The organism is Thermogymnomonas acidicola (genome assembly GCF_014646795.1).
Lineage (GTDB): Archaea > Thermoplasmatota > Thermoplasmata > Thermoplasmatales > Thermoplasmataceae > Thermogymnomonas > Thermogymnomonas acidicola.
Window position 1 is genome coordinate 761,875 of sequence record NZ_BMNY01000001.1, and the last position, 11,679, is coordinate 773,553.

At 55.9% G+C, this 11,679-nt stretch carries 12 protein-coding genes and 2 tRNA genes; 8 read left to right on the forward strand and 6 right to left on the reverse strand.

Going from position 1 to position 11,679, the window contains the following annotated elements; all coding sequences use genetic code 11:
* Positions 1-5 precede the first annotated feature (5 nt).
* The 3 genes from IEW66_RS03785 to IEW66_RS03795 all read right to left on the reverse strand — a co-directional run bounded on the left by IEW66_RS03785 (position 6) and on the right by IEW66_RS03795 (position 2,921).
* Positions 6-1,232: an MBL fold metallo-hydrolase gene (locus tag IEW66_RS03785; protein ID WP_188680446.1), complete on the reverse strand. Its 1,227-nt coding sequence runs from the start codon at positions 1,230-1,232 to the stop codon at positions 6-8.
* 6 nt (positions 1,233-1,238) lie between these two features.
* Positions 1,239-2,012: an S-methyl-5'-thioadenosine phosphorylase gene (locus tag IEW66_RS03790; protein WP_188680448.1), complete on the reverse strand. Its 774-nt coding sequence runs from the start codon at positions 2,010-2,012 to the stop codon at positions 1,239-1,241.
* 144 nt (positions 2,013-2,156) lie between these two features.
* The gene (locus tag IEW66_RS03795) at positions 2,157-2,921 is read right to left on the reverse strand and encodes an asparagine synthase C-terminal domain-containing protein (RefSeq protein ID WP_188680450.1); all 765 of its coding nucleotides are present in this window, start codon (positions 2,919-2,921) and stop codon (positions 2,157-2,159) included.
* A 109-nt stretch (positions 2,922-3,030) separates the two neighbouring features.
* Here IEW66_RS03795 and IEW66_RS03800 point away from each other — a divergent pair, with 109 nt between their 5' ends.
* From IEW66_RS03800 to IEW66_RS03810, 3 genes are all read left to right on the forward strand, one after another.
* Positions 3,031-4,818: a PINc/VapC family ATPase gene (locus IEW66_RS03800; protein ID WP_188680452.1), complete on the forward strand. Its 1,788-nt coding sequence runs from the start codon at positions 3,031-3,033 to the stop codon at positions 4,816-4,818.
* Positions 4,819-4,829: 11 nt separating this feature from the next.
* Positions 4,830-5,771: a TIGR00269 family protein gene (locus tag IEW66_RS03805; RefSeq protein WP_188680453.1), complete on the forward strand. Its 942-nt coding sequence runs from the start codon at positions 4,830-4,832 to the stop codon at positions 5,769-5,771.
* A gap of 76 nt (positions 5,772-5,847) precedes the next feature.
* Positions 5,848-5,922 (forward strand) — tRNA-Ile (locus tag IEW66_RS03810).
* A 249-nt stretch (positions 5,923-6,171) separates the two neighbouring features.
* On the opposite strand, the gene IEW66_RS03815 is transcribed toward IEW66_RS03810, so the two are convergent.
* The 3 genes from IEW66_RS03815 to IEW66_RS03825 form a co-directional block, all read right to left on the reverse strand.
* Positions 6,172-6,245, reverse strand: a tRNA-Lys gene (locus tag IEW66_RS03815).
* Between the two features lie 36 nt (positions 6,246-6,281).
* Positions 6,282-7,355, reverse strand: a complete 1,074-nt coding sequence (locus IEW66_RS03820) for an electron transfer flavoprotein subunit alpha/FixB family protein (RefSeq protein ID WP_229657479.1) — start codon at positions 7,353-7,355, stop codon at positions 6,282-6,284.
* Entirely contained in the window at positions 7,348-8,142 is a 795-nt protein-coding gene (locus tag IEW66_RS03825; RefSeq protein WP_188680456.1) for an electron transfer flavoprotein subunit beta/FixA family protein, read from the reverse strand. The genes IEW66_RS03820 and IEW66_RS03825 overlap by 8 nt, the downstream gene beginning before the upstream one ends.
* A 370-nt stretch (positions 8,143-8,512) precedes the next feature.
* Between IEW66_RS03825 and rpl3p the strand changes: the two genes are divergently transcribed.
* Genes rpl3p through IEW66_RS03850 form a run of 5 tightly spaced genes read left to right on the forward strand, consistent with a single transcriptional unit; the run spans position 8,513 to position 11,674 of the window.
* Entirely contained in the window at positions 8,513-9,502 is a 990-nt protein-coding gene (rpl3p, locus tag IEW66_RS03830) for a 50S ribosomal protein L3 (protein ID WP_188680458.1), read from the forward strand.
* 1 nt (position 9,503) lies between these two features.
* Positions 9,504-10,262, forward strand: coding sequence for a 50S ribosomal protein L4 (rpl4p, locus tag IEW66_RS03835; RefSeq protein WP_188680460.1), 759 nt, complete (start codon positions 9,504-9,506; stop codon positions 10,260-10,262).
* Complete coding sequence (locus IEW66_RS03840; RefSeq protein ID WP_075056249.1) at positions 10,263-10,520, forward strand: 50S ribosomal protein L23; 258 nt, start codon at positions 10,263-10,265, stop codon at positions 10,518-10,520.
* Positions 10,521-10,529: 9 nt separating this feature from the next.
* Entirely contained in the window at positions 10,530-11,216 is a 687-nt protein-coding gene (locus IEW66_RS03845) for a 50S ribosomal protein L2 (protein WP_188680462.1), read from the forward strand.
* A 2-nt stretch (positions 11,217-11,218) separates the two neighbouring features.
* A complete protein-coding gene (locus IEW66_RS03850) occupies positions 11,219-11,674 on the forward strand; it encodes a 30S ribosomal protein S19 (protein ID WP_188680464.1) in 456 nt (151 codons plus the stop codon).
* Positions 11,675-11,679: the final 5 nt, after the last annotated feature.

The window sequence follows — 11,679 nt, forward strand, 5'->3', positions numbered from 1 at the left end:
AGGCATCAGACCTCTATTTCCCTTCCGTTGAACGGGAGGACAACGTTGTAGCCTTCTAGGGCCTCCTGAAGCTTCTCCCTCTGGTCACCGTGGCACAGTACCACAGTCTCGGGATCGACCTGCTTCACGAAGGACACAAGGTCATCGTGCCCTGCGTGCGCTGACAGGTCGAAGAATTCCACCTTCATCTCAGGCTTCACGGCGGCACCCGCTATGTTCATGGTGCCGCTCTCCAGGAGAAGCCTCCCGTTGGTGCCCTCAACCTGGTAACCGGTGAGGAAGATCGCGCTCTTCCTGTCATTGAGCATGTTCTGTATGTAAAACAGGGCTGGGCCCCCGTCCAGCATGCCACTTGTCGTAATTATTATGTCGCTCTTCAGGGCACGCTGCCTCATCCTGTTGCCCCTCACCTCTATGACCTTCTCCAGTGCCCTCTGGAACTCCTTCTTCGATCGCAGGAACCCGTTCGTGTTCAGGTATATGCTCGTGATGGAATTCCCCATGCCGTCGACGTATATCTCGTAGCCCGTGTCTGCCAGGTTCATTATCAGCTCCTGCGTCCTTCCGACTGCGAAAGTGGGCAGTATCACCCTGCCGCCGTCGTCTATGACCTCCTTTATCCTGGCCTTGAGCCTGGCCATCACCTGCTCTCTGTCCTCGTGGTTCCTGCCTGCATACGTGCTCTCCATGATCAGGATGTCAGATTTCACAGGCTTCGCTCCCACAAGGAGCTTCGTGTCCCTTGTGTACAGGTCGCCAGTAACCAGGATGCTCCTGGAGTCCTCCATCATCCACATCGTGGAGCCTGGTATGTGGCCCGCGGAATACGGGGTCACCTGGAACCTCCCCACCTCCTGCGTCTCCCCATACCTGGCAACGTCGAGGTACGCGAACAGGGATGAGACATCGTCCTTGTTGAACCTCACCGGGTAGCCCTCCAGGTTCATGATCTTGACGGAGTCGTCCAGCAGCGGCTTCATGCTGTTTGCTGTCATCAGGGTGGCATGTATGGTCGGCGACGCACCCTGGTAGTACAGTGGCAGGGCACCTATGTGGTCAAGGTGCGCGTGTGTTACGAATATGTCACTGACAGGCTCCGGTGGCATCGGGTACTCCGGAGGTTTGTCAGGTATCACGCCGTAGTCCACGAGCACTTTTGTGTCTCCGTCCGTTATCTTTATTGCCAGCCTGCCTACCTCTTCCGCTCCTCCCAAAAACTTCAGTTTCGTCATGTCATCTCACGCCTTTGCATTTTCTAACCTTGATGAACAGTTGCACTTCCTCTCCCCAGATATCCTCGGCACCGTCTCCCTCACCACTTCCCTCACTACATCCTCGTTCTCCTTCATCACCCTAAGCACCTCTGACGTATCTACCGGCTTTTCGGACCACACATCGTAGTCTGTGACGGTGGCGAGGACGGAGTAACACATGGCCATCTCGTCCGCAAGGACAACCTCAGGCACCAGCGTCATGCCTATTATGTCCCCGAACTGCCTGAACATCTTCGATTCTGCCCTTGTGGAAAACCTTGGCCCCTCTATGACGACATACGTCCCGCTGTCATGGACCCTCTTCCCCATGGCCCTGGCCTGTGAGGCCAGTGCTGAATTCACATCCGGGCAGAACGGGTCTGCGGTTGAAATGTGGTACACCGAGGGCCCATCATAGAAGGTGCTATCCCTCCTTTTTGTGAAGTCTATGAACTGGTCAGGGATCACGACATCCCCTGGCCTCATCTCCTCCTTCAGGGAGCCCACGGCGTTTATGCCTATTATCCTCTTCACGCCAACGCTGTTAAGGGCCCATATGTTGGCCCTGTAGTTAACCCGGTGTGGAGGTATGCTGTGCTTCTTGCCGTGCCTGGCTATGAAGGCGACCTCCACACCGTTTATCGTCCCGATATCAATGCTTGAAGATGGCCTTCCAAAGGGCGTATCGACATCGATGCTCCTCGGGCTGTCCATCAGCTGGTAAAGGCCACTTCCTCCGATTATGCCTATGTACGTCATTGGACCACTGTAAGCTTAACTACTATATGTTTGAGACCATATCCGTACACAGTATTTAACCATGATATCATGGCTCCGTGTAATAAATGGGAACCCCTCGCCTGCAAACTTGGCGGAATGCACAGTCACCGGTGCATACAAGAGTTAAGGGTTGACCTTCCTGAGAATTTTCTGCACCCCGGAACCGTACTGTGCAGCCTTCTTTCCCCTTAGCGCTATCTCCATTGGTAGGCCGCTCCTAATTGCAGTGTACCTGAGGAATGCCTTCTCTACCCCTGCGTAGAGGTGTATCCATTTGGGTATGGAATTCGCTATTTCAACGACCTCCGTGTTGAGGTACGGTGTCACCAGTTCCTTGCCGAACATCCTGGCCATCTTCACCTCCCTTGGCAGCACTGAGTCCTGCAGTTTCCTCAGGCTATCCCTGTTGTCAGGCTCCCTGACCCTGAACTTGTGATAGCCGTAGAATAGCTCGTCTGATCCCTGCCCGCACACAACCGTATCGCCCTCACACCTCTGGACTACAAGGAGGAGCACTATCTCGAACCCCATGTCTTCCCTCGGTATCTGCGGGTCGATGGACCTCAGGGCCTCCCTGGCCCTCCTGACATCTTCCTCGGATACCTCTATGTGACGGAGCCCGTAATTCAGTGCCCTGGCCGAAGCCAGAGAGGCCACCCTGTCGTGCGTGTTGGGGGCAGACACATTCACGGGGGACAGCGACCCACCGGATAGGAAGAGCAGAAACGAACTGTCAACCCCGCCAGAGAAAGCGAGTTCCGCAGCACCTATACCCCTCACAGTATCCCTCAGGATCCCGTGTAGCCTGTCGGCCAGTTCGGGGACGCTGCTTCCATCCAACGTTTCCTTCTCGATCCTCTCGTACCACTCCATCCCGACGCAGGTCATGAAGGCACTGCACCGATATTAAACATTCCAGGGGCAACCACCATTATAGCATGCGCCCGGGATAGGTTGGTGCTGGAAACCATTTTTACCGTATTGTGCATAGCCATGTGTGGATTACGTCCCCGACACTTCGGTCATAGTGGATGGCAGGTTCACCTCCTTCCTTTCTAGGAAGAGGGATGTACGTGTGATTCTGCCGGAGGCGATGATAGCGGAAGTCGAGCACCAGGCCAACGAGGGGAGGGCCATCGGTCTCGCTGCCCTGGAGGAGCTCAAGGCCCTGAGAAAGATGGCGGATGAGGGGAAGATATACCTGGAGATCCAGGGGGGCAGGCCAACCAGGTCGGAGATAAGGAACGCCAGGTTGGGGGATATCGATAACATAATCAGGGAGGTGGCTCTCGAGAACGACGCCACACTTGTCACGGGTGATGCCATCCAGAGGGACATAGCATTCGTGAAGGGCATAAAGGTGGAGTACATAGAACACCCTTCCAAGTCCTTCAGGAAGATAGAGGAGTTCTTTGATGAGGAGACGACTTCTGTGCACCTCAAGGCAGGCCTGAAGCCCATCCTGAAGAAGGGGAGGCCTGGGGAGACAAGGTACGTGGAGAGCGGGAACACCATAAGCCACAGGGAGCTGGAGAGCATAGCCAACAACATTGTGAAGAGGTGCAGGACAGAGCCAGAATCGTTCATCGAGCTCGACCTGAACGGGGCAACAGTGGCGCAGCTGGGCCCAATGAGGATAGTGATAACCCGGCCCCCATTCTCTGACGAGATGGAGATAACGGCAGTGAGGCCGATAACCAAGCTGAGCCTGGAAGACTACAACCTCGATGCTGAACTGGTGAACAGGCTGAAGGACCAGGCCAGTGGCATACTCATAGCCGGTGCCCCTGGAGCCGGGAAGAGCACCTTCGTGCAGGCCCTTGCTGAGTTCCTCAGCGACCAGGGGAAGATGGTGAAGACCATGGAAAGGCCAAGGGACCTCCAGGTCAAGAAGCAGATCACGCAGTACACATCACTTGAGGGCTCCATGGAGCGCACCGGAGACATCCTGCTCCTGGTCAGGGAGGACTACACCGTGTTCGATGAGATGAGGGTCACATCGGACTTCAAGGTATTCTCGGACCTCAGGCTTGCGGGCGTCGGCATGATCGGTGTCGTCCACGCTACAAGGCCAATAGACGCGCTACAGAGGTTCATCGGGAGGATCGAGCTTGGCCTGATACCACAGGTGGTCGATACGATCCTGTTCATCAGGAACGGAGGTGTCAGTTCAGTTCTCACAACAGAGCAGGTGGTGAAGATACCTGAGGGCATGACGCAGGAAGATCTGGCCAGGCCTGTCATAGTGGTCAGGGACTTCAAGACCTCCAGGCCCCTGTACGAGATCTATTCATATGGAGAGCAGGTCGTTGTCGTGCCGGTTAACAGGTCCGAAGCAACAGGCGTCAACTCACTTGCGGCCCAGAAGATCGAGGAAGATCTGAGGCGCTTCCTAGGTACGCAGGAGGTGAAGGCCGAGCTCCTGTCAGGCAGCAGGGCCAGAGTCTTCGTTCCTGAGGAATACATACCGAAGCTCATAGGGAAGAAGGGTTCCACTATATCGGAGGTGGAGAAGAGGCTGAACATAAAGCTCGAGGTGGAGCCCCTGCAGGTGAAGCCCGCGGGCAGGAGGCCGGTTGGCGTGGAGATAAAGAACAAGATAATTTACCTTGATGTGGGGGAGAAGGACAGGTTCGTGAAGGTCTACGTCGACGACATACTGATCCTACAGGCCAAGAGCTCGTCAAAGGGCATAATAAGGATAAAGATCAACAGTGAAACCGGCGCTGCCCTGTACAAGTACATAAAGGAGGGCAAGAGGATAGAATGCTCCTTTGTTGATTGAGGCGCCAGGCCATGAGATGCTCTTTCTGCCGCGGGGAGGCGGTGTACGAGGCCAGGTACAGCGGTGCCAGGATGTGCAGGTACCACTTTACCGAGAGTGTGGAAAGGAGGGTGAAGAGGGAGATCAGGGCACAGATGGATCTCAAGGGAAACACAAAGAGGATAGCCGTGGCAGTATCGGGGGGAAAGGACAGCTCCACCCTGCTCTTCCTGCTGCACAAGATCCTGGGCAACAGGAAGAACGTTGAGATATTCTCGTTCACCATAGATGAGGGCATAGAGGGCTACAGGCCACCTGGAGTGGAGTCGGCAAGGCGCCTCTCAGAGAGGCTGGGCGTTGAGCACCGCGTCCTCTCATACAGGGAGGCCTTCGGGGCAACGCTTGATGATATGGTCAAAATGGACAGTGGCCGCACCATACCATGTTCCATATGCGGCCCCATGAGGAGGAGGCTCATCAACGAGGCCTCATTGAGGATAGGCGCGGACTACGTGGCCCTGGGCACGAACCTGGACGACTACGCGCAGTCCATACTCATGAACGTGTTCAGGGGGGACGTCGCGAGGATGGCAAGGCTCGGGCCCCACAGCACCGTGAAGGAGGGCCTCGTACCGAGGGTCTTCCCGCTCAGGCTGGTGCCCGAAAAGGAGGTCATGCTCTATGCAATACTCAACGGCATTGAGTTCGACGCCGGGTGGTGCCCTTACTATTCCAGGGCCCAGAGGAACGAATTCAGGGACATACTGAACAGCGTGGAAGAAAGGTCGCCGGGCACAAAGTTCTCCATAGTGAGGTTCTATGACGGAATAAGGGATATTCTGGCCGATGCATACCAGGCGGAGGGCCTGGGGCACTGCAGGGTCTGCGGATCCCCCTCCTCATCCGATGTCTGTCCGGTCTGCTCATTCTTGGAGAGGGTTAAGGGCAGCGGGGTGCCGGAACAGAAGGGATGAGATATGTATGCCCGTTGGATAACTGCAGAGCATTCCGTAAAATCCATAAACTCAGAAACATTCAGGTCAAACGGCTGGGGTTGTAGCTTAGCATGGTTTGAGCACCCGGCTGATAACCGGGAGGTCATCGGTTCAAATCCGGTCAACCCCACTCTGTAAATGTGTAGGGTTTCTCTTATTTCCGGAACGTCTCGACGAGTACCCGAGGCCATCAGGCAGGGCCGATCGGAACCCCAACACTACAGAGCCTTATTATGGGGACTGTGTGCAGCCTGATCTTAATAGAGAGCATCAATCACATGGGGAGCACTTAGGGAACCAAGATCGACATTCGATAAAACATGAGACACACAATTATCTCATCTTACAACATCTGGAGCATGTTGGACAAATGGAGAAGCGGGTCCGAGGGGATTTGAACCCCTGGCCTATGGATTAAGAGTCCATCGCTCTACCTAGCTAAGCTACGGACCCAGCGGGAGGAGATTGTTTGGATAGATTTATAACTTATTATGATCCTTTCTGTTCCGCCGCCTCCTCGACCTGGCCCTGCTTCAGTCTCCTTATCTCCTCGATCATCTTAGGTATCACTGTGTAGAGGTCGTCTACTATTATGTAGTCTGCAAACTTGTGGATGTCAGCCTTCTCGTCAGTGTTGATGGAAATCACGGTGCCGCTGTCCATCATGCCCACAATGTGCTGAGGCTTTCCGGAAATGCCAGCTGCTATGTAGAGCCTGGGCCTGACTATCTTGCCGGTCTGCCCGACCTGGTATTCCCTCGGTACCCAGCCAAGATCTGCCACTGGCCTCGTTACACCTATGTTGCCACCGAGTTCCTTCGCCAGCTCTCTGAGGAGCTCTATGCCCTTGGGGCTGCCCAGGCCCAGTCCTCCTGCGACGATGACCTTTGAAGCGGTTATGTCATCACCGCCGCGCGGTGTGAAGCCCAGGATCTCCTCCCTGAGCTGCTCCTTCTTGAACTCGAAATCTACCTTCTCCACACTGTACCTGTGGTCCTTCAGCTTCGGGGGTATCTCGAACGTCCCGGGCCTGGAGGTGGCCATCTGGGGCCTGTGCTTCTCGCACCTGATCTCTGACATCGTGCTGTCGCCGTAGTCAGGCCTCCTGGCCAGGAGTATACCGGTATCTGTCTCTATGTCTATGTCCATGCAGTCCGCTGTCAGGCCGCTCTGCACCTTGACCGCAACCCTTGCGGCCAGGTCCCTCCCGTTCTTGGTCCCGGGCACTATGAGCACGTTGGGCTTTGCCCTGAACACGAAGTCCGCCACCACCTCAGAGTAAGGTGTGGAACGGTAGAGCTTCAGCTCAGGGTTGTCTGCAACCATCACCACATCGCAACCGTATTCGCCAGCTTCCCTTGCCATGCTTTCTGTCTGGTACCCCGCAAGCGCACATATGAGCCTGCTCTTAGTCTTGTCAGCAAGCTTGCGCCCGACGCCGATCATCTCCAGGGAAGCGTTCTTAAGCTTCCCCTGCCAGTGATCGAGGTATACCATCACATCCCTGTATTCCTCCGGGTGCTGAGGCGGCTCAGCCCTCGCAAACTTCGCCAGCTCACTCACCTCCCAGCTCTATGATGCCTTCCTTAACCAGCTCCTCGAGCATCTGCCCGATCTCCTCGGTCTTGACCCTCTTGGCCTTCCTGTCCTTCCTTGGGAACGGCAGCATCTTCTTCACGACAGTTGGTGAGTTCCTGAGGCCCACCCAGTCCGGTGGTATGCCAAGGTCCTTCATTGTCCACACGGTCACTCCCTTCCTCATGGCGTCTATCTTCCTCCTCAGTGACGCTATCCTGGGCGTGTTTGAGTTTGTGACTATAGTGACCACAGCTGGTGTCGGTATCCTGACCACCTCAACACCCTCTTCGAGTTCCCTCTCGGCCACCACATAGCCATCCTCGTAGGTGCAGTCCCTCACATAGGAGGCCAGTTCAGCCTCCAGGAACTCTGCAACACCCGGACCAACATGGCCTGTGCTTGAGTCTGACGTCTTCTCGCCGGCAAATATTATGTCGTACTTTCCCAGCTTCTTTATCGCCGCGGCCAGTGTGAGGCTCGTGGGGTAGGTATCGGAGCCTGCTATCGCCCTGTCGTTGACCAGTATGGCATTGTCGGCCCCCCTTGCCATGCACTCTATAAGTGCCGCCTCCGCGAATGAGGGTGCCATGCTGATAACTGTGACAGTGCCACCGAACTTGTCCTTGATCCTGAGCGCGGCTTCCAGGGCATTCTCGTCAGCCTGGTTGATCACGTTGGTCGCCTGCGACCTGTTGAGTGTGAACGTGACCGGGTCAACGAAGACCTCGTTGCTGTCAGGCACAACCTTGATGAGGACCACCATATCGGGCATTGTAAATCATGACTGTATCATGTGAAGATAGATAAACGGAACGATCGGGCATTCGGTTTGGGGTGTCTCCACCTGTGCTGTACCGTGCACTGCACTGAACAGTAGGCCCGGTGCTGGAACCCAAGGCCAGGAGAACGGTGGGAAGGCGGGAAAATGCCGTATGGGTGTCTGGTTTCGAGCAACCGCAGCATTGTCGCACCCCGCACGTTCTAGGCTCGGGCCACCGGGTATAAAGGTTTAAATAACTTCTTCCACTAACCCTACAACCATACCATACACTAATGGGCAATGCCTCCTGTGGCATCCCAGTGTCGCCTGGAGCGTTCTTCCGGGCGAATGTGAGTGTAACGGTTATGGACGGTGGTACGTAATGGCGACTCCGCATCACCCCAGACGGGGGTCTATGGGTTACTATCCGAGAGTGAGAGCGAAGAGCATATTCGGCACCATAAGGTCATGGCCTGAAATACAGGGCCCGGTGAAGGTTCAGGCCTTCGCGGGGTACAAGGTGGGCATGACCCATGTGCTCATGGTCGACTACAGGAAGAACAGCCTCACCGCTGGCCAGGAAGTGATGGCAGCGGTCACAGTTGTGGAGGTCCCGCCGCTCACGGTTGCAGGCCTTAGATTCTATGATGAAAACGAGAACGGCTTGTTCGTCAGCTACGAGAAGTGGGCGGACAACCTTGATAAGAGCATATTCAGGAGGATACCGGAGAGGAAGAAGAGCAACGAGAAGCCCATGGTGACCAAGGTGGCGGATGTAAGGCTCATTGTCCACACGAACCCGCAGCTGGTTAAATCAATACCCTCGAAGACGCCGGAGATATTTGAGGTGAGGGTTGGGGGCGGGACAATTGAGGAGAGGATAAAGTACGCCCAGGAGAAGCTGGGCAAGCAGATCACTTTCGATGAGTTCTCCAAGCCCGGTAAGTTTGTGGATGTCATAGGGGTGACCAAGGGAAAGGGCTTCACGGGCCATGTGGAGAGGTTCGGAATAAAGCTGCTGCACCACAAGAACAGGAAGCACAGGAGGATGATAGGCACCCTGGGCCCGTGGCACCCTGACTGGGTCAGGAACACTGTGCCCCAGGCCGGTCAGATGGGGTTCCAGCAGAGGACGGTTCACAACATCAGGGTAATAAAGTATATCAGCGACCCGACCAAGGAGAACGTGAATGTCAAGGGTGGCTTCCCCGGGTACGGGGTGGTGACGAACCCGTGCGTGCTTCTCCATGGTTCAATACCGGGCCATATGAAGAGGCTAATCAAGATGAGGGATCCGGCTAGGCAGACGTCGCCAGACGTAACGGATCTCGTGATACGCTACGTCTCAACCGAATCCAAGCAGGGTGATTGATTTGAAGTCAAACGTTTACTCGAAGGATGGCAATGCCGTTGCTGAGATCGAGCTCCCGAGGGTGTTCGAGACCGTGCCGAGGGAGGACATCATAAGGAGGGCCTTCAGGGCTGTGACCCTTTCCATGCGCCACCCCTACGGTACATCGCCGACGGCCGGTCTCAGAAGGGTGGGTCATAACTACGGGCCAGGCCACGGGATAGCGAGGCTGCCCAGGGTGGCAGGCTCCACCAGGGGTGTTATACTCGCAAACATGGTCGGTGGGAGAAGCGCGCATGCACCGACAACGCAGAAGGTGCTCGTCAAGCGCTTCAACAGGAAGGAACTCCGCATGGCAAAGTTCAGCGCCATAGCGCTTACAGCAGTCCCGGAAAAGGTCAGGGCGAGGGGTCACAGGGTACCAGAAGGGCTTTCCCTGCCCGTGGTTGTCAAGGACGATGTTGTGGAGGTATCAAAGGCAAAGGATGCGATGAGTGTCCTCTCCAGCCTTGGCCTCGATGAGGATGTTATGAGGGCCAAGGAGGGAACCAAGATCAGGGCAGGTAGGGGAAAGATGAGGGGCAGGACGTACAGGGAGCCGAAGAGCATACTGATCGTGTGCACTGACACCAGGAAGGCGAGGGGGTTCAAGTCACTCCCGGGTGTGGATGTTGCGAACGTCTCCTCACTCGGCATACGCCATCTAGCCCCTGGAGGAGTTGCAGGCAGGCTCACCCTCTTCACGGAATCAGCAATAAGGAAGCTGTCGGAGGTGGAGTGAGTGGACACCCAGAGCGTTATACTGACTCCTGTGGCAACCGAAAAGACGATGCTCATGATGGAGAAGGAGAACAAGCTCACGTTCATAGTCCACAGGGCTGCCAGGAAGGCGGACATAAAGAAGGCCGTGGAGGAGTCCTTCAACGTCAAGGTAGTGAAGGTCAACGTGGTTATAGGCAAGGAGGGAAAGAAGGCCATTGTGAAGCTGGCGCCTGAGTTCTCGGCGGAGGAGATCGCCGGGAGGATAGGCATATTCTGAGGTGAAGGTATGGGTAAGCACATTGTTGCTCAGAGGAGGGGCCGCGGGGGTCTTGTCTACAGGAGTCCGAGCCACAGGCACGTGGCACCAATAAGGCACCCTTCCCCCGGAGAGTACACGGTCAAGGACATTATACATGCCCCTGGCAGGAATGCACCCCTGCTGGTGCTGGAGGACGGGACTGGAAAGCACCAGTTCCAGATCGCGTTCAACGGTGCATACGTCGGCCAGAAGTTATCTGTAGGCTCAGGCTCACCTGCACCGGGCTGCACGCTACCTCTTGGCTCAATACCGGATGGGAGCCTCGTCTACAACATTGAGAGCATGCCAGGCGACGGCGGCAAGTTCTGCAGGACCGCCGGTACGGCTGCACTCGTGGTCAGCCACGGGGAGCGTGTGACACTGAAGTTCCCCTCCGGAAAGATGAGGCAGTTCCACCCGTTGTGCATGGCCACTGTGGGCATAGTATCCGGCAGCGGTGCGAAGGACATACCCATACTGAAGGCCGGTACACACATACACTACCTGAGGAGCAAGGCCAAGTGGCCGTTCACCGTGCGCGGTGTGGCAATGAACGCGGTGAACCACCCGCACGGGGGAGGCAACCACCAGCATGTGGGCAGGCCAAGCACGGTTGGAAGGGGAACGCCACCTGGTAGGAAGGTCGGTAGGCTGTCTCCTAAGAGGAGGAGGTGAACATGCCGGTAAAGAAGCAGGCATCTGTAAAGTCGATCAAGAGGAAGGCCAGGAAGTCACAGAAAGTGGTCCTGGGCAGGGCGAAGGAATTCACATACAGGGGGTACACACTCGAGCAACTCCAGAAAATGGACCTGCAGGAAGTCATGAAGCTCCTGACCGCCAGGGCCAGGAGGTCCCTGACCAGGGAGATGAACTACGAGCAGAAGGTGCTCTTTGAAAAGCTGAACTCAGATGAGCAGAACATAAAGACCCACGTGAGGGACATGATAATACTCCCGAGGTTCGTTGGCAAGATTGTTGAGGTCTACAACGGCAACTCATTCGTAAAGTTCGAGATAAAGCCCGAGATGATAGGCCATTACCTGGGCGAGTTTGCCATGACAAGGAAGGAGGTGAAGCACTCCGGCCCAGGCGTTGGTGCTACCAGGTCATCGAAGTTCATGCCGCTGAAGTGATGCAT